The organism is Micromonospora andamanensis, assembly GCF_016863495.1.
In the GTDB taxonomy this organism is placed as follows: domain Bacteria; phylum Actinomycetota; class Actinomycetes; order Mycobacteriales; family Micromonosporaceae; genus Micromonospora; species Micromonospora andamanensis.
This window is the reverse complement of the sequence record NZ_BOOZ01000006.1, coordinates 56,284-76,179: the sequence shown is the minus strand read 5'-3', so window position 1 is coordinate 76,179 and position 19,896 is coordinate 56,284. Positions and strand designations below refer to the sequence as shown.

The window sequence follows — 19,896 nt, the reverse complement described above, 5'->3', positions numbered from 1 at the left end:
CGCAGGGCGTAGGACAGACTTGCGGGCATGGCGGCTCGTGGCTTCCCGTACACCGATTTGAAGGATTTTCTCGCGGCGCTGGAGCGCGAGGGCGAACTGCGGCGCGTAGGCGTCCCGGTCGACCCGACGCTGGAGATCAGCGAAATCGTCACCCGGACGGTGCGGGCCGACGGGCCGGCGCTGCTGTTCGAGCAGCCCACCCGGGGTGAGATGCCGCTGGCGATCAACCTGTTCGGCACCGAGAAGCGCACCGCGATGGCGCTCGGTGTCGAGTCGCTGGACGAGATCGGCAACCGGATCGGCGAGATGCTCAAGCCGGAGCTGCCTGTCGGCTTCTCCGGCATGATGGGCGGCCTCGGCAAGGTCATGCAGCTCAAGTCGATGCCGCCGAAGAAGGTCAAGACCGCGCCCTGCCAGCAGGTGGTCTACCGGGGTGACGACGTCGACCTCAACCGGCTGCCCGGGCTCCAGGTCTGGCCGGGTGACGGTGGGATCTTCCACAACTTCGGGTTGACCCACACCAAGCACCCGGAGACCGGCAAGCGGAACCTTGGCCTCTACCGGCTCCAGCAGCACAGCCACAACACCCTCGGGATGCACTGGCAGATCCACAAGAACTCGACGGCACACCACGCCGTCGCCGAGCGGCTCGGCCAGCGGCTGCCGGTCGCCATCGCCATCGGCTGCGACCCGGTGGTCAGCTACGCGTCGAGCGCGCCGCTCCCCGCCGACATCGACGAGTACCTGTTCGCCGGCTTCCTGCGCGGCGAACGGGTGGAGATGGTCGACTGCCTCACCGTGCCGTTGCAGGTGCCGGCGCACGCCCAGGTGGTGCTGGAGGGTTACCTGGAGCCGGGTGAGCGGCTGCCGGAGGGGCCGTTCGGCGACCACACCGGCTTCTACACGCCCGTCGAGCCGTTCCCGGTGCTGCACGTCGAGGCGATGACCATGCAGCGAAACCCGGTCTACCACTCGATCGTCACCTCGAAGCCGCCGCAGGAGGACCACGGCCTCGGCAAGGCCACCGAGCGGATCTTCGCGCCGCTGCTGCGCTTCCTGATTCCGGACATCGTCGACTACGACCTGCCGGCCGCTGGCGTCTTCCACAACTGCGCGATCGTGTCGATCCGCAAGCGCTACCCGAAGCACGCCCAGAAGGTGATGAACGCGATCTGGGGCGCGCACATGATGTCGCTTACCAAGCTGATCGTGATCGTGGACGAGGACTGCGACGTGCACGACTACCGCGAGGTCGCCTTCCGCGCGTTCGGCAACGTCGACTACGCCCGTGACCTGCTGCTCACCGAGGGCCCGGTGGACCATCTGGACCACTCGTCGTACCAGCAGTTCTGGGGCGGCAAGGCCGGCATCGACGCCACCCGCAAGCTCCCCGAGGAGGGCTACCACCGCGGCTGGCCCGAGGAGATGACCATGGCCCCCGAGGTGGTCTCCCTCGTCGACAAGCGCTGGAAGGAATACGGCATCTGATGCCCACCACCACCGCCGTGCAGCCGGCCGAGCGCCCCGGGCGCGTGAAGTCCTTCCTCAAGCTCGTGGCGATTGAGCACTCGGTGTTCGCGTTGCCGTTCGCGTACCTGTCGGCGTTGGTTGCGATGTGGGTGGACGGGGGGCGGGTTCGGTGGGTTGACCTGCTGCTGATCACTGTGGCGATGGTGGGGGCGCGGACGTTCGCGATGGCGGCGAACCGGATCCTGGACCGCCGGATCGACGCGCGGAATCCGCGTACCGCCAACCGGGAGTTGGTGACCGGGGCGGTGAGCCTGCGGACGGCCTGGACCGGCGCGGGCGTCGCCCTGGCGGTCTTCCTGGCCGCCGCCGCCCTGCTCAACCCGCTCTGCCTGGTGCTCGCGCCGCTGGCCGTGGTGCCGCTTGTGGTCTACCCGTACGGCAAGCGGTTCACCAACTGGCCGCACGCCATCCTGGCCGTCGCGCAGATGGTCGGCCCGGTCGGCGCCTGGCTCGCGGTCACCGGCACCTTCGCCGGCTCCGGGCCGGCCTGGCTGCTCGGCGCGGCCGTCGGATTGTGGATCGGCGGCTTCGACCTGATCTACGCCTGCCAGGACGCCGAGGTGGACCGGGAGATCGGCGTGCACAGCGTGCCGGCCCGGTACGGGGTGCGCTTCGCGCTGCACGCCTCCACCGTGGCGCACGTGGTCACCTTCGCGCTGTTCGGCTGGTTCGGCGTGCTCGTCGGCTTCGGCTGGCTCTGGTGGATCGGGCTGGCCCTCACCGCCGTCGCCTTCGGCTACCAGCACCTGGTGGTCACGCCTACCGACCTGAGCCGGGTCAACCGGGCGTTCTTCACCGCCAACGGCTTCGTCGGCATCGCATTGTTCGCCTTCGCCCTGCTCGACCTGGTCGTCCGGCTCGGCCTGCGTCCCTGATCACCTGCCCGACACGGCGTACCGGGCGCTCTCCATGGTCCAGTCGATGGTGCCGCGAACGGCCCGGGCCACCCCGTCGAGGTGGGCGGTGACCGCCGGATCCAGCGCCGGACCGAACGAGGGCACGGTGGCCCGCAGGCTGACGAACCGGCGCATCGACTCGTGCCAGCGCTCGGCGGCCAGGTCCACGGCGGTGGGCACCGGCACGTGATGCGCGGTGGCCAGCGCCAGCACCAGGTTGTGCCCGCCGGAGCTGGCCGCGTCCCGGTCCAGCGAGGCGATGTCGTTGTACCAGGAGAGCAGGTCGTTGCCGATGTCGCGGAGCTGGCCCAGCCGTGGGTGGTGGTAGACCGCATCGGGCAGCGGCCGACCGCTGACGAACTCCACGAGCGGATACGACACGTACGCCGCCGAGGTGGCCCGGCGCAGCTCGACGTACTCCTCGACGCCGGGCACGTGCCCGGTCGCCTTGTTGACCGCCTCCTGCCAGGTGCCGTCGAGGTGATGGGCTACCGCGTCGGCGAAGCGCAGCCGCCAACGGGCCGGCATCCGCCGGTGCGGTTCGCGCCAGGCGCTGACCAGCAGCCGGCGTAGCGGACCGGCCAGCCCCGGGTGCCGCAGCCGGACACCGCCGCGCAGCAGCGCGACAGCCGCGTCGCGCAGCGCCCGGATCTCGTCCAGGCCGGTCCGGTCGGGCCCGTCGCAGGCATCGTCGACCAGGAAGAACCAGGTGAACAGCGCGGTCAGGATGCGTAGGTCGGCCTCGCTGGCGTCGGGGTAGAGCCGCCCCGCGTACCTGGCGAAACCGGCACTCCCCAGCAGCTCGCGCGTCGGCGCGTCCAACGGCAGCTCCGCCACCAGCCATTTCTGAACATCGTCGGCGTACGGAGAGAGCTGCGACGGGATGGGGCAGGCGGCACGCAGGGACGTCAGGATGCTGTGGAGGTGACCGGCCGACGACAGAATGATCCCCACATCCTTCCGGCCGGCCCCCACTGTGCTTTCGTCCCGGGCAGCATGCCAGCTCCCGGTGACCCCCGCTGGCCCGCCGGGCATCGGTGGCGTAACGGCCCAGCCTGCGGCGATCATGGGCACCTCGGACACGCTTTCCGGGGTGCCCGACCGGTGCCGACGGTGACCAGGCACCCTGATGGGATGCGTGAACCATGGGTGGTCGGGGTGTCAGGTGCTTCCGGCACGCCGTACGCGGCGGCAGTCGTACGCGGGTTGCTCGACGCCGGACAGCCGGTGGACCTGATCGTCTCCCGCGCGGCCCGGCTCACCGTCCTCGACGAGACCGGACGGCCGTTCCGGGACGCTCACTGGGCCGAAGACCTGGCCACCTGGCTCGGCCGGGACGTCGCCACAGCCGACCTGCGCCACTGGCCCGCAGGTGATCTCGCCGCCGGACCGAGCAGCGGCTCCTATCCGGTACGCGGGATGGTGGTGGTGCCCGCCAGCACGGCGGCCTGCGCCGGCATCGCCATCGGCCTGTCCAAGGACCTGTTGCAGCGGGCCGCCGAGGTGAACCTGAAGGAACGCCGGCGGGTGGTCATGGTGCCCCGCGAGACCCCGGTGACCCGCAGCCACCTGGAACACCTGATCGCGCTGCATGACGCCGGAGCTGTGGTGCTGCCGGCCAGTCCCGGCTTCTACGGTGCGGGTGCCGCCGCCTCCGCCGCCCAACTTGTGGACTTCGTGGCGGGCAAGGTGCTCGACGCCCTCGACGTGCCGCACACCCTGTTCAAGCGGTGGGCCGGAAAGTTGAACGCGGACCGGACCTGACGGCCGGCCCGCGTCCCGACCCGCACTTCAGTACATGCCGGCATTAGCCGGTCCCGCAGGGCCGGTCGAAGCAGTCGGGCCCGCATTACGCGGTCTACCCATCTCGTCCGCCTCGTCCAGCATGCCCTCCCCTTCAAGCAGGGCCCGCACCTCGGATTCCCGAAACCGGCGATGCCCTCCTGGAGTCCGGATGCTCCCGATCCGGCCCGCCGCCGCCCATCGCGTCACGGTTTTCGGGTCCACCCGAAACAGTGCGGCGACTTCACCCGGTGTCAGCAGGCGATCTCCAGTGTCCACAGCCCCCTCCTCGCGTCGACGAAGCCCCCGGCTGAACACACTGCCCCCGGCCGGTGCGAGCCCAGAGCCGTCATGAGGGACGTATGGCAATTACAGCACCAGCGACCTGGCGTGTCCGCCAAACGCGAAAAACGCACTGAGTGGGAAGTTAGTAAATGGTACCGGTGTCGCGCCCTCCGAACCCCGGGTATGCGAACTGTCACCCGCTGCCAGGTCAAACGGATACCGGAGTCCGGGTGTCACGCCCTGCCGACTACTGTCACAGTCCGTGGACGCCATCGACCTCAACCTCGTGGACCTGCTCCGCGGCAACGCCCGCCTGTCGTACGCCGAGCTGGCCCGGCAGGTCGGCCTTTCCGCTCCGGCAGTGCACGAAAGGGTCGGCAAGCTGGAGTCCGGAGGCGTCATCCGGGCGTACCGCGCCGAGGTCGAGCCGGAGACCATCGGACTGGGTGTGACAGCTCTGATCGGCATCGTGGAGGACTCCGGGGCGGACACCGACGACGTGCTGGAGGCGTTCCGGGTCATGCCCGAGATCGAATCCTGCTACTTCATGGCCGGCGTCGAATCCTTCCTGCTCAAGGCCCGGGTGGGCACCATCGCCGAGCTGGAGCAGCTGATCGTACGGCTGAACCGGACACCAGGGGTCGCCTCCACCCGTACCGGCATCGCCCTGTCGACCAAGTGGGAGAACCGCCCACAGTCGGTAGCTCCGCCGACGGCCTGAGCCGCAGTGTCGCCTGTCGGCTTGCTAGGTTGCCGGCGTGACTCATCTCGACAGGTGCGACGAGGCCAGCCGGCGGTGGGTGACCGAGGCGATCGCGGCTGTCGAGGCGGACGCGAACCGGTCCGCCGACACCCACCTGCTGCCCTTCCCGCTGCCCCGGCAGTGGGGGATCGACCTCTACCTCAAGGACGAGTCGGTCCACCCGACCGGGTCGTTGAAGCACCGGCTGGCCCGCTCGCTGTTCCTGTACGGGCTCTGCAACGGCTGGATCGGGCCGGGTACCACGATCATCGAGGCGTCGTCGGGCTCCACGGCTGTCTCCGAGGCGTACTTCGCCCGGATGCTGGGGTTGCCCTTCATCGCGGTGATGCCGGCCTCCACCTCGCCAGAGAAGATCGCCCAAATCGAGTTCCAGGGCGGCCGGTGCCATCTCGTGCAGGACCCGGCGAAGGTGGTCATCGAGGCGCGCTGGCTCGCCGAGGACTCCGGCGGGCACTACATGGACCAGTTCACCTACGCGGAGCGGGCCACCGACTGGCGCGGCAACAACAACATCGCCGAGTCGATCTACGCGCAGCTCGCCCTGGAACGGCATCCGATACCGGCCTGGGTCGTGGTCGGTGCGGGGACCGGCGGCACCAGCGCCACCATCGGCAGGTACGCCCGCTACCGGCGGCTGCCCACGAAGCTCTGCGTGGTCGATCCGGAGAACTCCGCGTTCTACCCCGCCTGGCAGGCGGCCGACTGGTCGGTACGGACCGGCCGGGGCTCCCGGATCGAGGGAATCGGCCGCCCGACCGTCGAGGCGTCGTTCCTGCCCTCGGTGGTGGACCGGATGGTGCAGGTGCCCGACGCGGCCTCGCTGGCGGCCATGCGGGCCGCCTCGACGGTGCTGGGCCGGCGGGTGGGCGGCTCGACCGGCACCAACCTGTGGGGTGCCTTCGGGCTGATCGCCGAACTGCTCGCCGCCGGCCGGACCGGCTCGGTGGTCACCCTGATCTGCGACGCGGGCGACAGGTACGCCGACACCTACTACGCCGACGAGTGGGTGGCCGGGCAGGGCCTCGACCTGGCGCCGCACCTGGCCACCATCGAACGCTTCCTCACCGACGGCTCCTGGCCGACCTGAGCGCCCGGACGGACGGTCAGCGGGTGGCCGCGCGCTCGGCCAGCCCCGGGTAGCGCCTGACGTAGCCGTCGGCGTCCACCTCGACCTCGGCGCTGAACCCGCCGCTGGCGTACCGGAACCGGTTCGGACCCAGCCCGGTGTAGACCTGCTCGGTGGGCAGCACCGTCAGGCTGGGCAGCAACACCCAGGCCACGCTGATCCGGTGCGCGGTGTCGGGCGGTGCGGTGCGCAGGCCGAGCCGGCGCAGCGGCAGGGTGTTGAACAGCGGCGAGCCGCCCAGATCCACGTCCAGGGCGTCGGCCAGCCGGTCCTGGTCCTCCACCCCGGGCAGCCCGGCCGGGGCGTGCCCGGCGGCGGTCAGGACCGCGTCGAGGTCACCCTGCTCCGCGGCGGTCACCCGCCACCGCTGCGTCGCCCGTTCGAGTCGTACGCTGCGCCGCCACCCGGCTCCCTCGACCTCCACCTCCAGGCGGACACTCGACCAGTCGGTGTCGGTGGTCACCTGGTAGCGACACGTGTAGGGAACCGGGTCGACGGCCAACTGCGTGCCCTGTGCGGTCAGGCCGTGGCCATCGTCGACCACTGCGTGCTCGGCACCGGCGGTGTCCGTACGGGTCCACAGCAACGACTTCGGCGTGGTCGGCATGAGCCGGACGTTACGCCACCCGGCTGAGCCGGGCAGCGTATGCGCCGAAGACCAGCAGGGCGAGCGGCGTGCGCCGGTCAGTAACTGCGGGCCCGGGGACGGCCGCCCGTGCCACGCCGGTCGTCGCGTGGCCTGTCGTTGGTGCCCCAACCCTCCGACCGGCCGCCCCGCTCGCCGCCGAAGCGGCGCTCGCCGCGCGGGTGCTCGTGGTAACGGCGGTCGCCCGGTGCCTGCTCCGTGAAGCGGCGTTCGCCCCGCTGACCGTGGTCGGCGTAGCGACGTTCGCCGGTGGGCCGGTCACCGAAGCGGCGCGGGCCGCCCGGCCGGCTGCTGCGGCGGGGCTCCTCCGGCTCTTCACGCACCGGTACGCCGCTCGGCTCCCGCGCGCCGGTCAGCTCAGCCAGCACCGGATCACCGACACGCACCCGGGACTGGGCCGGCTCCACGCCGGCCTTCTCCAGCATCGCCAGGGTGGTGCGGCGCTGCTTCGGCAGCACCAGAGTGGCCACCGCGCCCGCCTCACCGGCCCGGGCGGTACGACCTGCGCGGTGCAGGTAGTCCTTCGGGTCCTTCGGCGGGTCGACGTGCAGCACCAGCGAGACCCCGTCGACGTGGATGCCCCGCGCCGCGACGTCCGTGGCGACCAGGACGTTCGTCCGTCCCTCCTTGAACTCCGCGAGCGTGCGGGTACGCATCCGCTGGGTCTTGCCCCCGTGCAGCCCTCCGGCCCGTACGCCGACGGCGGCGAGCTGCGTGACCAGCCGGTCCACACCCAACTGGGTACGGGCGAACACGATGGTCCGGCCCGCCCGGGCGGCGATCGACGCGGTCACCGGGAACTTCTCCTGCGGCGGGATGAGGAGCAGGTGGTGATCCATCGTGGACACGGCGGCTGTCGCCGGCGCGGTCGAGTGGGTGACCGGGTCGGTCATGAAGCGCCGCACCAGCGCGTCGACGTCGCCGTCCAGAGTGGCCGAGAAGAGCAGTCGCTGCGCGTTCGCGGGCGTCTTCGCCAGCAGCTCGGTGACCTCGGGCAGGAAGCCCATGTCGGCCATCTGGTCGGCCTCGTCGAGGACTGTGATCTCGACGTCGTCGAGCTGGCAGACACCCCTGTCGATCAGGTCGGCGAGCCGGCCCGGGGTGGCCACCACCACCTCGACACCGCGCCGCAGGGCATCGATCTGCCTGTCGTACGGAACGCCGCCGACAGCGGTCTTGAGGAACACGCCGACGGCCTTGCCCAGCGGCAGGAGCGCGTCGTTGACCTGCATGGCCAGTTCCCGGGTGGGCACCAGGACCAGCGCCCGTGGGTGCCGGGGCCGGGCCCGGCCGGCGGCGGCGACCCGGGTCAGCAGCGGCAACCCGAACGCGAGGGTCTTACCGGAGCCGGTCTGCCCACGGCCGAGCACGTCGCGCCCGGCGAGCGCGTCCGGCACGGTGGCCTGTTGGATCTCGAACGGGGTGGTGATGCCCTGCCGGTCGAGCGCCCGGACAAGTGGCCGGGGAAGCCCGAGCGAGTCGAAGGTGACAGGGGCGTCGGGGGTGGTCGTGCCGGCCGGCTGCGGCGCGGCGGAGAGGTCGGCGGAGAACGGGGGCATGCCGAGGTCAGCGGAGGTGGTCAACAAATGCCTTTCGAGCGGGGCGCATCTTCGCGATGTCCCGCTGCGGCCGTGGCCGCCGGATCTTCCGCAAGAACGCCCATGGGCGCGTGGTCACGCGCCAGGTCAGTGATCACCGACCAGTGTACGGCGAACGCGGCGTGCCCACCCGCGCCGGAGTCGGGTAGTGGGCGGACTCACCAACGATCCGTCACCCTCGGTCACCCGGACAGGCCACCGCCCACGCCCGCCAACGCATTGTTCGCGAAGAGCACCACCAGGACGCTGATCCCCACAAGCACGCCCAGCGCGACCGCCATCAGGATCACCACGCGGAGCGTGCTGCTGGACCGTTCGGCAGCCGTGTCCGCCCAGCCCTGGGCCAGGATGTGCCCGGTCAACGAGCCTGAGGTCTCCTGTTCCCCGGTAGGGAAGGCCACAGTCGCCGAACTCTCCACCCCGGCGTAGTACGCACTCAGGTCGGAACCTCCCGGACGGTGCCCCGGCGACGCCTCGGCCGGACGCTGTGCCCGTTCCGCCGGGCCGGGTACCCGGGCACCCGGTACCGGATCGGGTGTGGCCGTCCCGACCCGCGTATCGGCGTCGGGCGTGTTGCTCGAGGTACGGGTGGTGGCCGGCCCACCGCCCGACGTGCTGACCGCCGCGAACGACCCGGCTGAGCCCGGACGCAGTCCCGGCCGGGACGAGGGCCGGGGTACCGCCCCCGGTGAGCTGACAACCGGCTCGTCCCGGCGGCCTGCGGGGTTTGTCGGCGGTGGCCAGACCGGCAGCGCCGGTGCCGGCACGACCGGAGCGGCTTCGGTGCTCCCGGCGGCGTGGGTCGGGGGCTGGCCGCCGGAGCCGGCCCCGGCGGGTACGACCCGGGCGTCAGCGGCGTCGGACAACGCGGCGTGGATGGTGCCGACGCCGCCGGGAAGGTCGGGCGGGACGGTCCGGGAGGTAGTGGCGGCGGACGGCGCGGCGTGGGTGGTGCCGGTGGTCGCCGGTGGCGGCGGAAACGGCGGTGCCGGCATCGGACCTGGTGGCGGCGGTGGTGCCGGCACGGGGGGTCCGGGAGGCGGCGTCGGTGGGCCAGGCGGCACGGGCCGGGGGCCGGGTGGCGGAGCCGGAGCCGGTCCCGGCGGGTACGGCCCGGGCGGGCTCGGCGCGGGCGGGCTCGGTGCGGGAGGTGCGGGCGACGGTGGTACGGGCACCGGTGCCGGCGAGGGCTCCGGGGCGGGTGGTGTCGGGGGTTCGGCCGGCTCGGGTGGACGCGCGGGCTCCGGTGGCTTGACCGGCTCCGGCTCCACCGGCGCGGACCGGTAGACACCTGCCGGCTTTCCGCCGCTGCCGGCGGACTGCGCCTCGTCCACGCTCACCCGGCTGAGTCCGGGTACCCGGACGCTGGCCCGTACCGGTTTCGGCGTTCCCGGCTCCCGGCTCGGCTGCGCCGGTTCCCGCTGACCGGGCACACCGGCCGTACCGGTCACCACGGCGGCTCCGGTGGACGCGACACCTTCGCTCGCGCCCGCCGTCGGCGGCGAGTCGGGCTCCGCCCCGGTGGTGGCCGTGGTGCGGTACGTGGTGCCCCCTGCGGAACTGGGTAGTCCGGCGCCGGCCGGCGGCTGGCCGGAAGCGACACCACCGGGTGTCGTCACTCGGGCGACACCTGCCCGCCCTCGGGCCGGTACCGCCGCTGACCGGTCGGCGTCGGCCGCCGGAGCGTCGGCCTGCGACGACGGGGCGGTGGCGGACGCCGGCGCGGGCGACGAGGGCGGCGCGGGTGACGACGAGGCGGAGAGCGACGAGGTATCGGCAGATCCGGGGGCTGCCTCACCGGCTGCCGGGGCTGAGGCGTTGCCGGTGGGGGGTTCCGGCTCGGCGGTGGCGGTGGGTGCAGGGGCCGGGCCCACCGGCCCCGCCGGAACGTCGTGCTCCGTCATCGTCGCCTCCGCGCCACGCTCGCAACCGGACCCGTACCGCCGGACCGGGAGTGCCTGAGAGACACCGTGCCACATTCCACCCGCGCGGCACACCTGGAGCGCCCACAGCGTCCCAGGTGTCACCGACCCCCGGCAGGCCGAAGATCGACTTACGCTGATGCCCGGTGTGGTCGTGACGCCGTGGTCGTCAGCGTCCGCTCGGGGCGGACGGGGTGGCTGAGGCGTCGTCCTCTGTTGCCGCGCTGCTGGCCGACGAGGTCGGCTCGGGGGTGCCGGCGGCAGTCGTCGGAGTGAAGCTGCTGGCCCCGAGTGTCGGCGGGGTGGTTGACGAGGGGGTCGCCGGCGGAGTGGTGGTGCCCGGCGGGGTCGCCGACGGCGACGTGCTGCCCGACGTGGTGGGTGTGGGAGTCGGTGTCGTACTGCCCGACGGCGTGGGGGTCGGCTTCGGCGTCGTGGTCGTGGTCGGGGTCGGCTTCGGCGTCTTGGTGGGCGTCGGCTTCGGGGTCGGCTTCGGCGTCGGCTTGGGGGTGGGCGGCTGCGTCGGGGTGGGCGAGGTCGTCGGTGCCGGAACCGCGCCCACCACCCGGGTCGCCGCGTAGAGCCGGGACCAGCGGACCGTGGAAATCTTCACCACGTCGCCTGTGGTCGGCGCGTGGATCATCTTGCCGCCGCCGATGTACATCCCCACGTGGTGGATGCTCTGCCAGCTGCTGCCGGAGGCGAAGAAGACCAGGTCGCCGGGGAGAAGCGCGGTGCGGGGCACCGTCCGCGAGCTGGTCGCGCGGTACTGGTCCCGGGAGACCCGGGGCAGCTGCCGGTAACCCGCCGACCGGTACGCCGCCCACATCAGGCCAGAGCAGTCGAACGAGTTCGGCCCCTCGGCCGCCCAGACGTACGGGTCGCCGAGCTGCTTGCGGGCGTACGCGACGGCGGCCAGGGCCGTGGGGTGGGCGACCAGCCCACCGGCCGACTGGTCCACGTAGTCGGCGCCGAGCTGCTGTTCGGCGGCCTCCTGCTGGCGGGCCAACTCGACAAGTTGCGCGGAGTTCTCGTCGCGCAGCTTGATCAGTTTGGCCTCGGCGTCGCGCAGCGCCTGCCGGGTGGCGGTGTACTGCTGCTCGACGCCCTGAAGGCGGGACTGGGCGGCGGTGTGGGCCTGCGTCGCCGCCTGCTCGTCGGCCCGGGCGCGGGTCAGCTCACCGGTGGCCGGAGCGGTGGCGTGCTCGACCTTCTCTCCCCGGTTCGCCCGGCTGAGCAGATCCAGGTCACGGAGGTCGGTGGCGAAGCCGCCGGGTGGCAGCGCGGCGGCGGCCTTGATCGCCTCGGCGGCGGCCTGGTCGGCGCGCTGCTGCGCCTGCTGGACCGCCCCCCGGGCGAACTCCAGATCGCGCTCGGCGGTGACGAACTGGGTCTGCACCTCGTTGCGCTGCTGTTCGAGTTCGAGCAGTCGGGTGCCCAGCTCGGCGACGCGGGCCTCGGCGGCGTTGATCTGGGTTTCCAGCGCGCTGGCGCCCGGGGTGCCGAGCGTCGGCGGCACCAGGCCGGGGTTGGTGCCGGCGGGCGCGCCGGGCAGCTGAATCGGGCCGGTGACGACCGGACGGGATCCGGTGTCGGGCACCGTGACGGGGATGCCCGGCTCGGCGTAGGCCGGTGCGGCGAGGACCGTGCTGGCGACCGCGGCGAGCAGAGCGGACCAGAGCGCCGGCCGTAGCACCGGTGAGACCACCGGACCTCGTCGTCGCTGCCGTCCGTCCGCGCTGTCGATCATTCCGCTCCCCGTCCGGCGTTGCTCTGCCACACCCGGTCGGCGCGGCGGTTCGGGACGCTACCAGTGTGTGTCGTGCCCCACCCTGTCTTACCTCACGCGGTGCACTGATGTCGATGTCTGGCCGCATAACGGGAGGCTGAGAGTCTGCTGCCGACGACCACTGTGTGAGTTGCCAGCGCGGCCGACGTAGGCTCGGGTGGCGGCCGTGCTCCGGTCGCGACCGCAGGTGGAAGGGGACGGGGCTTTCGATGGACGCCGGACTCAAGCGCGAGCTCGAAGCGAAGGTGTACGCGGGGGAGCGGCTGACTCGTGAGGACGGGATCGCCCTCTACTCCAGCGACGACCTCACCTGGTTGGGACGGCTGGCCCACCACAAGCGCACCGAGATGAACGGTGACCGGGTGATGTTCAACGTCAACCGGCACCTGAACCTGACAAACGTCTGCAGCGCGAGCTGCGCGTACTGCTCCTTCCAGCGCAAGCCGGGTGAGAAGGACGCGTACACGATGCGCATCGACGAGGCGGTCCGCAAGGCCAAGGAGATGGAGGACGAGCAGCTCACCGAACTGCACATCGTCAACGGCCTGCACCCGACGCTGCCCTGGCGCTACTACCCCAAGGTGCTGCGCGAGCTGAAGGCCGCGCTGCCGAAGGTCAAGCTCAAGGCGTTCACCGCGACCGAGGTCCAGTGGTTCGAGAAGATCAGCGGCCTCGGCGCCGACGAGATCCTCGACGAGCTGATGGACGCCGGCCTGGAGTCGCTCACCGGTGGCGGTGCGGAGATCTTCGACTGGGAGGTCCGCAAGCACATCGTCGACCACGCCTGCCACTGGGAGGACTGGTCGCGGATCCACCGGCTGGCGCACAGCAAGGGCATGAAGACCCCGTCGACGATGCTCTACGGCCACATCGAGGAGCCCCGGCACCGGGTCGACCACGTACTGCGGCTGCGCGAGTTGCAGGACGAGACAGGTGGCTTCCTGGTCTTCATTCCGCTGCGCTACCAGCACGACTTCGTCGACTCGGCGGACGGCAAGATCCGTAACCGGATCCAGGCCCGCACCACGATGGCCTCACCGGCCGAGTCGCTGAAGACCTTCGCCGTCTCCCGCCTGCTGTTCGACAACGTCCCGCACGTCAAGTGCTTCTGGGTGATGCACGGCCTGTCGGTGGCCCAGCTCTCGCTCAACTTCGGCGTCGACGACCTGGACGGCTCGGTCGTGGAATACAAGATCACCCACGATGCCGACTCGTACGGGACGCCGAACACCATGCACCGCGACGACCTGCTGCACCTCATCTGGGACGCCGGGTTCCGCCCGGTCGAGCGCAACACCCGCTACGAGGTGGTCCGCGAGTACGACGCCGCACCCACGCTGGCTGAGCGCCGGTCCGAGCCGCAGCAGGTCTGGGCCTGACCCGACGCGTACCCTGGCACGACGATGACCGAGCAGCAGAGCGCGTTTCCCCGCCGGGACGCCGACGGGCGGATCCGTACCCTGGGCGACCTGATCGGGGTCGGCCTGGCAGGGGTGGTCATCGGGCTGCTGGTGCTCGTGCTCTTCGACGTGGCCTTCGCGTGGTTCGGTGCCGGTGAGTTCGGTCAGGCCAACGGGTGGCTCGCCGTGATCCTGCCCGCCTGGTTGTTCTGGGAGGACTTCCGGGCCTGGGGCTTCGGTGCGCCCCGGGTGGTGGCCGGGCTGATGGCCGTCGCGCTGGCGGTGGTCTCCGGGCTGCTGGTGGCCGGCGTGGCCACGGCGCTGCCGCCGCTGCTGTCCGGTGTGCTCGCCGCGACCACGTTCACACTGGTGTACGCGATTGTCTGGTTCCCCGGCGTGCGTTGGCTGGCCGACCGGACCGGCTGAGGAAGACGGAGTGGTTACGTGAGCGAGCGGAGCGAACGAACGTGAGTGCGGCGGTCAAGTACACGCTCGGCCGGATCGGTCTGTTCGTGGTCGTGGTGGCGGCCCTCTGGCCTGTCGACATGGACATCTTCCTCAAGCTGATCCTGGCGCTGCTCTTCTCCGCCGCGGTCTCGTTCTTCCTGCTCAAGGGATGGCGCGACGAGATGGCCGAGGAGATGGCCGCCGCCGCAGAACGCCGCCGGGTGGAGAAGGAACGCCTGCGGTCCGCGCTGGCCGGCGACGACCAGGCCGACGACGCGGCGGGTGACCGGCCCGCCGACGAGAAGGGCTGAGCGCTCCGGCCGGCTGGCGCCAGGCTTCGTGGCGGGCCGGTCTGCGGAAACATGTTGCCGGCATGAGGATCCGGCTGGGATGGGCCAAACAGCGATCAATGTTGATATGACCATGTGACAGGTGGTGGGCTGTCCGCTACCTAGCGGGGGATCCCCGCGCCTCCAGGAGGTTGTCCATGGCCTTCCGTTCTCTCCCTGTCCGCCGTGCCCTGGCGCTCATCGTCGCCGCCGGGCTCGGCCTGCTCACCATCGCCGCACCGCCGGTCTCCGCCGAACCGGCACCCAACCGGGACGAACAACCGGCCGCCGTGCCCTACCGGGTGCTCGGCCCGAAGACCCTCGCCGACCGCAACGCGGTCGCCCGTACGGGCGCCGCGATCGACTACTCCGAGCACGGAGTGCTGCACGTCTCGGCCACCCGGGCCGAGGCCGCCGCCATCACCCGGCTCGGCTTCCGGCTGGAGGCGATCGCCGCGCTGCCGACCGACCGGGGGCAGGCGGAGGGCGACATCGGCATCCTCGGCTTCCCGTCGGCCGACTCCAACTACCACGACTATCCGGAGATGATCGCCGCGGTCAACAAGGTGGTGGCCGATCACCCGACGCTGGCGCGGAAGGTGAGCATCGGCAGCTCGTACGAGGGCCGGGACCTGGTCGCGGTGAAGATCTCCGACAACGTCGCCACCGACGAGAACGAGCCGGAGATCCTGTTCAACGCCCAGCAGCACGCCCGTGAGCACCTGACCGTCGAGATGGCGCTCTACCTGCTCAACCTGTTCACCGACAACTACGGCTCCGACTCGCGGATCACCAGCCTGGTCAACAACCGGGAGATCTGGGTCGTGCCCTCGGTCAACCCGGACGGCAGCGAGTACGACATCGCCACCGGCTCCTACCGGTCGTGGCGCAAGAACCGTCAACCCAACAGCGGATCGTCGTACGTCGGCACCGACCTGAACCGGAACTGGAGCTACAACTTCGGGTGCTGTGGCGGCTCGTCCGGCTCCACCTCCTCGGACACCTACCGGGGTCCGTCGGCGTTCTCCGCACCCGAGACGCAGGCGCTGCGCAACTTCGTCAACAGCCGGGTCGTCGGCGGCGTGCAGCAGATCAAGGCCAACATCGACTTCCACACCTACTCCGAGCTGGTGCTCTGGCCCTACGGCTACACGTACAACAACACCGCGCCGGGGATGAGCGCCGACCAGTACAACACCTTCGCCACAATCGGCCAGCAGATGGCGGCGACGAACGGCTTCACCCCGCAGCAGTCCAGTGACCTGTACATCACCGACGGCAGCAGCATCGACTGGATGTGGGCGACGCACGGCATCTGGGCGTACACCTTCGAGCTGTATCCGGGCTCGGCCTCCGGCGGCGGCTTCTATCCGCCCGACGAGGTCATCCCGCAGCAGACCACGCGTAACCGCGAGGCGGTGCTGATCCTCTCCGAGTACGCCGACTGCCCGTACCGGGCCATCAACAAGCAGGCGCAGTACTGCGGCAGCGGAGGCGGGACCACTGTCTGGTCGGACACCTTCGAGACCGCGACCGGCTGGACGATCAACCCCAACGGCACCGACACCGCGACCCTGGGTCAGTGGGAGCGGGGCGCCGCACAGGCCACCAACTCCAGTGGAGCCAAGCAGCTCACCCCGTATGCGGGCAGCAACGACCTGGTGACCGGGCGGCTCGCCGGCAGCGGGGCGGGTGACCACGACGTCGACGGCGGCGTGACGAGCGCCCGCTCGCCGGCGGTCACCCTGCCGTCCAGTGGCACGTTGACGCTGTCGTTGGCGTGGTACCTGGCGCACGGCTCGAACTCGTCCTCGGCGGACTACCTTCGGGTCAGCGTGGTGCACAACGGCGGTACCACGGCGCTGCTCACCCAGACCGGTGCGGCCAGCAACCGCAACGGTGCCTGGACGGTGTCGAACCTCAACCTCACCCCGTACGCCGGTCAGTCGGTGCGGATCCTGGTGGAGGCCGCTGACACCTCGACCGCAAGCCTCGTCGAAGCAGCTGTGGACAACGTCACCATCACCTCGTCCTGACGTCGGTACGGGGCCCCGCCGCATCTCCGGGCGGGGCCCCGGGCCAGGGACCAAACGGGCAGACCGGCTCTCTTCCGGCGACTCGCGGCCGGGTTTGCGGCAGCGTGCCGGCCTGCTCGGCGGGACTGCGACGCACGGTGCGCTACGGTCTTACCGACCCGTTCCAGCGAAGCCGGTGAGACACCGGCGCTGTCCCGCAACTGTGATGCCCCGTAACCGGGGACGAGCCAGGTCGCCTGGGGCGCGGTCGCGACACGCGCTCTCGAGGAAGGGCGCCTCGCGGACGGGTGCCTGAGCTCCCTGTCGGCGAAGCAGCACACTCCTCGACCGACAGGAGGACCGATGTTCAGACGTACCCCCGTGGTCTTCGCCGCCAGCCTGGCGGCGGCTGCGCTCGCGCTCGGTGCCTGCGCCGAGAAGACCCCCGACACCGACACCCCCGCGGCCGGCGGCAGCCCGAGCGCCGCCACCTTCCCGGTCACCGTCGGCGAGCTGACGTTGGAGCGGCGACCCGAGAAGATCGTCTCGCTGTCCGCGACAGCCACCGAGATGCTCTTCGCCATCGGGGCCGGCCCGCAGGTCACCGCGGTCGACGACCAGTCGAACTTCCCCGCCGACGCGCCGAAGACGGATCTTTCCGGCTACCAGCCGAACGCCGAGGCGGTAGCCGCGAAGGACCCCGACCTGGTGGTGCTCAGCGACGACCGCAACAAGATCGTCGAGCAGCTCACCACGCTCAAGATCCCGGTCTACCTGACCCCGGCGGCGCAGACCCTCGACGACTCGTACCGGCAGATCACCGAGCTGGGCACGCTCACCGGCAACGCCACCGCGGCGGCCGACGTGGTGCGGCGGATGACTGACGACATCGCGAAGATCGTGGCCGAGGTGCCGCAGCGTGCCGAGGCGCTCACCTACTTCCACGAGCTGGGTCCGGAGCTGTACACCGCGACCAGCAAGACCTTCATCGGTTCGATCTACAGCCTCGCCGGGCTGGAGAACATCGCCGACGCGTCCGACGCCGACGGCAAGAACGGCGGCTACCCGCAGTTGTCCCAGGAAGTGATCGTCAAGGCCAACCCGGACTTCGTCTTCCTCTCCGACGTCAAGTGCTGCCAGCAGAGCGCCGCGACGGTCAAGGCGCGCAGCGGCTGGTCGGCGCTCACCGCCGTACGGAACGACCAGGTCGTGGAACTCGACGACGACGTCGCGTCCCGTTGGGGGCCGCGCGTGGTGGACCTGCTGCGCACCATCGTGGACGCCACCGCCAAGGTGTCCCAGTGACGATTGCCGCCGGGCGCTGACCGGTTCCCCGCCATGCGCCTCGCGTTGAAGCGGAGCCGGCCCGTCGCGCCGGCCGGGGCGGGCACGCTGCCCCGGCCGGCACGGCTGCGGAAGCGCTGGCTCGCGGCCGGCGTGTTCGCGGTGCTTGTCGCGCTTGTGGCCGGGGTTTCGCTCGGCCCGGTGAGCCTGCCGCCCGGCAGCGTCGCGATCGAACTGCTCAACCTGCTGCCCGGGGTACACCTGGACAGCGGGCTGACCGAGCGGGAGATCGCCATCGTCACCGAGCTGCGGCTGCCCCGGGTGGTGCTCGGCCTGCTGGTCGGCGGGCTGCTCGCCCTGGCCGGCGGTGCCTACCAGGGGGTGTTCCGCAACCCGCTGGCCGACCCGTACCTGCTCGGCGTCGCGGCCGGGGCCGGGCTGGCGGTCACCGTGGTGCTGACCCTGGGGGTGAGCACCGGCGGCGCGTTGAGCGGGCTGCCGGTCACTATTCCACTTGCCGCCTTCGTCGGCTCCCTCGGTGCGGTGGCGATGACCTACCTGCTCGGCTCCGCCGGTGGGCGCAGCCGCTCCCCGGCCACCCTGATCCTGGCCGGTGTGGCCGTCTCCGCGTTCCTCAGCGCCGGGCAGACGTACCTGCTGCAACGGCACGCGGAGAGCATCCAGGAGGTGTACTCCTGGCTGCTCGGGCGGCTGGCCACCGCCGGCTGGCAGGACGTCCGGCTGGTGCTGCCGTACTTCCTGCTGACCAGCCTGATCATCCTGCTGCACCGGCGGGAGCTGGACGTGCTCTCGGTCGGTGACGACGAGGCGGCCAGCCTCGGCCTGCATCCGCAGCGGTCCCGGTACCTGCTGATCGCCGCCGCCTCGCTGGGCACCGCCGCCGCCGTCTCCGCCTCCGGCCTGATCGGCTTCGTCGGCATCATCGTGCCGCACACCGTACGGATGCTCGCCGGGGCGAGCTACCGGGTGATCCTGCCGCTGTCGATGCTGTTCGGCGGTGCCTTCCTGGCCCTGACCGACGTGGTGGCGCGGACCGCCGCCGCGCCGCAGGAGATCCCGATCGGGGTGGTCACCGCGCTGCTGGGTGGCCCGTTCTTCGTGGTGGTGCTGCGTTCGGCCCGGCGGGTGCTGACATGAGCACGCCTGCGCCGACGTCGCTGCCCGCTCCCGCCGTCGACCTGCGCGACCTGCGGATCAGCCTGGACGGTGCGCCGATTCTGACGGGTGTCGACCTGACTGTCGCCACCGGCGAGTGGGTCACCGTGATCGGTCCCAACGGTGCCGGCAAGTCGACGCTGCTGCGTGCCGTGGGTGGCCTGCTGCCCGCGCCGGACGCGGTGCGGCTCTTCGGTACGCCGATCGGTGAGCTGCGGCGCCGGGAACGGGCCCGGGTGGTGGCTACCGTCGCTCAGTCACCAGTCGTACCGTCCGGCATGGCGGTGCTGGACTACGTGCTGCTCGGTCGTACCCCGTACATTCCGCCGCTGGGTCGGGAGTCCGCCGACGACCTCGCCACTGTGCACGAGGTGCTGGACCGGCTGGACCTCGCCGGCTTCCACGCCCGGGAGCTGGCCACCCTCTCCGGCGGCGAGCGGCAGCGGGTCTTCCTGGCCCGGGCGCTGGCCCAGGGCGCCACCCTGCTGCTGCTCGACGAGCCCACCAGCGCCCTCGACATCGGCCACCAGCAGGAGGTGCTCGAACTCGTCGACCAACTACGCCGGACGCACGGCCTGACGGTGCTGGCCACCATGCACGACCTGTCCATCGCCGGCGAGTACGCCGACCGGATGGTGCTGCTGGCCGACGGCCGCATCGTCGCCACCGGCACCCCCGAGCAGGTGCTCACCGAGGACCTGCTCGCCCGCCACTACCGCGCCCACGTCCGCGTCATCCCCGGCCCCCACGGCCCCCTCGTCCTCCCCACCCGCCCCAACCGCCCCAACCGCCCCAACCGCCCCAACCGCCCCAACCGCGCCGATCATGCAGTTGTGGCACCAGATAAAAGCCGCGAAACATAACAAAGCGGCAACCACAACTGCATGATCGGCGAGGCCGGCGGTGGG

At 71.3% G+C, this 19,896-nt stretch carries 20 protein-coding genes and 1 riboswitch; of the genes, 14 read left to right on the top strand and 6 right to left on the bottom strand.

Annotated elements, in window-relative coordinates:
• Nucleotides 1-27: 27 nt before the first annotated feature.
• Nucleotides 28-1,488 carry a menaquinone biosynthesis decarboxylase gene (locus Van01_RS07695; RefSeq protein ID WP_204002730.1) on the top strand — a complete coding sequence of 487 codons (1,461 nt, stop codon included), beginning with the start codon at nucleotides 28-30 and terminating at the stop codon, nucleotides 1,486-1,488.
• A complete protein-coding gene (mqnP, locus tag Van01_RS07690) occupies nucleotides 1,488-2,405 on the top strand; it encodes a menaquinone biosynthesis prenyltransferase MqnP (protein WP_204002727.1) in 918 nt (305 codons plus the stop codon). Before Van01_RS07695 ends, mqnP begins: the two co-directional genes overlap by 1 nt.
• On the opposite strand, the gene Van01_RS07685 is transcribed toward mqnP, so the two are convergent.
• Nucleotides 2,406-3,380 carry a terpene synthase family protein gene (locus tag Van01_RS07685; RefSeq protein WP_239098919.1) on the bottom strand — a complete coding sequence of 325 codons (975 nt, stop codon included), beginning with the start codon at nucleotides 3,378-3,380 and terminating at the stop codon, nucleotides 2,406-2,408.
• A 180-nt stretch (nucleotides 3,381-3,560) separates the two neighbouring features.
• On the opposite strand from Van01_RS07685, the gene Van01_RS07680 reads away from it, so the two are divergent.
• Nucleotides 3,561-4,190, top strand: a complete 630-nt coding sequence (locus Van01_RS07680; protein WP_204002724.1) for a UbiX family flavin prenyltransferase — start codon at nucleotides 3,561-3,563, stop codon at nucleotides 4,188-4,190.
• A gap of 27 nt (nucleotides 4,191-4,217) precedes the next feature.
• Here the strand turns inward: Van01_RS07680 and Van01_RS07675 are convergent, their stop codons facing one another.
• Nucleotides 4,218-4,487 carry a BldC family transcriptional regulator gene (locus Van01_RS07675; RefSeq protein ID WP_099847941.1) on the bottom strand — a complete coding sequence of 90 codons (270 nt, stop codon included), beginning with the start codon at nucleotides 4,485-4,487 and terminating at the stop codon, nucleotides 4,218-4,220.
• A gap of 268 nt (nucleotides 4,488-4,755) precedes the next feature.
• On the opposite strand from Van01_RS07675, the gene Van01_RS07670 reads away from it, so the two are divergent.
• Together Van01_RS07670 and cds1 are read left to right on the top strand one after the other, a co-directional pair.
• A complete protein-coding gene (locus Van01_RS07670) occupies nucleotides 4,756-5,214 on the top strand; it encodes an Lrp/AsnC family transcriptional regulator (RefSeq protein WP_093403973.1) in 459 nt (152 codons plus the stop codon).
• Nucleotides 5,215-5,251: 37 nt separating this feature from the next.
• On the top strand, nucleotides 5,252-6,343 hold the full coding sequence (gene cds1, locus Van01_RS07665) for an L-cysteine desulfhydrase Cds1 (RefSeq protein ID WP_204002709.1): 1,092 nt from the start codon (nucleotides 5,252-5,254) through the stop codon (nucleotides 6,341-6,343).
• 16 nt (nucleotides 6,344-6,359) lie between these two features.
• On the opposite strand, the gene Van01_RS07660 is transcribed toward cds1, so the two are convergent.
• The 3 genes from Van01_RS07660 to Van01_RS32890 all read right to left on the bottom strand — a co-directional run bounded on the left by Van01_RS07660 (nucleotide 6,360) and on the right by Van01_RS32890 (nucleotide 9,621).
• A complete protein-coding gene (locus tag Van01_RS07660) occupies nucleotides 6,360-6,989 on the bottom strand; it encodes a putative glycolipid-binding domain-containing protein (RefSeq protein WP_204002707.1) in 630 nt (209 codons plus the stop codon).
• Nucleotides 6,990-7,066: 77 nt separating this feature from the next.
• Nucleotides 7,067-8,611 (bottom strand): DEAD/DEAH box helicase, encoded by a 1,545-nt coding sequence (locus Van01_RS07655; RefSeq protein ID WP_373306221.1) that lies wholly within the window; start codon nucleotides 8,609-8,611, stop codon nucleotides 7,067-7,069.
• 197 nt (nucleotides 8,612-8,808) lie between these two features.
• Nucleotides 8,809-9,621, bottom strand: a complete 813-nt coding sequence (locus Van01_RS32890) for a hypothetical protein (protein WP_239098947.1) — start codon at nucleotides 9,619-9,621, stop codon at nucleotides 8,809-8,811.
• Between Van01_RS32890 and Van01_RS07645 the strand changes: the two genes are divergently transcribed.
• Nucleotides 9,612-9,881, top strand: coding sequence for a hypothetical protein (locus tag Van01_RS07645; RefSeq protein WP_204002698.1), 270 nt, complete (start codon nucleotides 9,612-9,614; stop codon nucleotides 9,879-9,881). The genes Van01_RS32890 and Van01_RS07645 overlap by 10 nt on opposite strands.
• Before the next feature lie 209 nt (nucleotides 9,882-10,090).
• On the top strand, nucleotides 10,091-10,588 hold the full coding sequence (locus Van01_RS07640) for a hypothetical protein (RefSeq protein WP_204002695.1): 498 nt from the start codon (nucleotides 10,091-10,093) through the stop codon (nucleotides 10,586-10,588).
• Between the two features lie 129 nt (nucleotides 10,589-10,717).
• Here the strand turns inward: Van01_RS07640 and Van01_RS07635 are convergent, their stop codons facing one another.
• Complete coding sequence (locus Van01_RS07635; protein WP_204002692.1) at nucleotides 10,718-12,298, bottom strand: C40 family peptidase; 1,581 nt, start codon at nucleotides 12,296-12,298, stop codon at nucleotides 10,718-10,720.
• A 248-nt stretch (nucleotides 12,299-12,546) separates the two neighbouring features.
• On the opposite strand from Van01_RS07635, the gene mqnE reads away from it, so the two are divergent.
• The 7 genes from mqnE to Van01_RS07600 all read left to right on the top strand — a co-directional run bounded on the left by mqnE (nucleotide 12,547) and on the right by Van01_RS07600 (nucleotide 19,851).
• Nucleotides 12,547-13,716: an aminofutalosine synthase MqnE gene (gene mqnE / locus Van01_RS07630; RefSeq protein ID WP_204002690.1), complete on the top strand. Its 1,170-nt coding sequence runs from the start codon at nucleotides 12,547-12,549 to the stop codon at nucleotides 13,714-13,716.
• Between the two features lie 24 nt (nucleotides 13,717-13,740).
• The gene (locus Van01_RS07625; protein WP_204002688.1) at nucleotides 13,741-14,163 is read left to right on the top strand and encodes a hypothetical protein; all 423 of its coding nucleotides are present in this window, start codon (nucleotides 13,741-13,743) and stop codon (nucleotides 14,161-14,163) included.
• A 41-nt stretch (nucleotides 14,164-14,204) separates the two neighbouring features.
• On the top strand, nucleotides 14,205-14,495 hold the full coding sequence (locus tag Van01_RS07620; protein ID WP_204002685.1) for a DUF4229 domain-containing protein: 291 nt from the start codon (nucleotides 14,205-14,207) through the stop codon (nucleotides 14,493-14,495).
• 176 nt (nucleotides 14,496-14,671) lie between these two features.
• Complete coding sequence (locus Van01_RS07615; RefSeq protein WP_204002682.1) at nucleotides 14,672-16,549, top strand: M14 family metallopeptidase; 1,878 nt, start codon at nucleotides 14,672-14,674, stop codon at nucleotides 16,547-16,549.
• A 171-nt stretch (nucleotides 16,550-16,720) separates the two neighbouring features.
• Nucleotides 16,721-16,781, top strand: a riboswitch (cobalamin riboswitch).
• Nucleotides 16,782-16,891: 110 nt separating this feature from the next.
• The gene (locus tag Van01_RS07610) at nucleotides 16,892-17,833 is read left to right on the top strand and encodes an ABC transporter substrate-binding protein (protein WP_204002680.1); all 942 of its coding nucleotides are present in this window, start codon (nucleotides 16,892-16,894) and stop codon (nucleotides 17,831-17,833) included.
• Between the two features lie 33 nt (nucleotides 17,834-17,866).
• On the top strand, nucleotides 17,867-18,970 hold the full coding sequence (locus Van01_RS07605) for a FecCD family ABC transporter permease (protein ID WP_204002678.1): 1,104 nt from the start codon (nucleotides 17,867-17,869) through the stop codon (nucleotides 18,968-18,970).
• A gap of 20 nt (nucleotides 18,971-18,990) precedes the next feature.
• Nucleotides 18,991-19,851 carry an ABC transporter ATP-binding protein gene (locus Van01_RS07600; RefSeq protein WP_204003168.1) on the top strand — a complete coding sequence of 287 codons (861 nt, stop codon included), beginning with the start codon at nucleotides 18,991-18,993 and terminating at the stop codon, nucleotides 19,849-19,851.
• Nucleotides 19,852-19,896: the final 45 nt, after the last annotated feature.

Excerpts from the sequence above, each read along its gene's own strand:
- mqnE (WP_204002690.1), top strand. The coding sequence starts at position 12,547 with ATGGACGCCGGACTCAAGCGCGAGCTCGAAGCGAAGGTGTACGCGGGG.
- Van01_RS07625 (WP_204002688.1), top strand. The coding sequence starts at position 13,741 with ATGACCGAGCAGCAGAGCGCGTTTCCCCGCCGGGACGCCGACGGGCGG.
- Van01_RS07610 (WP_204002680.1), top strand. The coding sequence starts at position 16,892 with ATGTTCAGACGTACCCCCGTGGTCTTCGCCGCCAGCCTGGCGGCGGCT.
- Van01_RS32890 (WP_239098947.1), bottom strand. The coding sequence starts at position 9,621 with ATGCCGGCACCGCCGTTTCCGCCGCCACCGGCGACCACCGGCACCACC.
- Van01_RS07605 (WP_204002678.1), top strand. The coding sequence starts at position 17,867 with ATGCGCCTCGCGTTGAAGCGGAGCCGGCCCGTCGCGCCGGCCGGGGCG.
- Van01_RS07695 (WP_204002730.1), top strand. The coding sequence starts at position 28 with ATGGCGGCTCGTGGCTTCCCGTACACCGATTTGAAGGATTTTCTCGCG.
- Van01_RS07680 (WP_204002724.1), top strand. The coding sequence starts at position 3,561 with ATGCGTGAACCATGGGTGGTCGGGGTGTCAGGTGCTTCCGGCACGCCG.
- Van01_RS07615 (WP_204002682.1), top strand. The coding sequence starts at position 14,672 with ATGGCCTTCCGTTCTCTCCCTGTCCGCCGTGCCCTGGCGCTCATCGTC.
- Van01_RS07635 (WP_204002692.1), bottom strand. The coding sequence starts at position 12,298 with ATGATCGACAGCGCGGACGGACGGCAGCGACGACGAGGTCCGGTGGTC.
- Van01_RS07660 (WP_204002707.1), bottom strand. The coding sequence starts at position 6,989 with ATGCCGACCACGCCGAAGTCGTTGCTGTGGACCCGTACGGACACCGCC.
- mqnP (WP_204002727.1), top strand. The coding sequence starts at position 1,488 with ATGCCCACCACCACCGCCGTGCAGCCGGCCGAGCGCCCCGGGCGCGTG.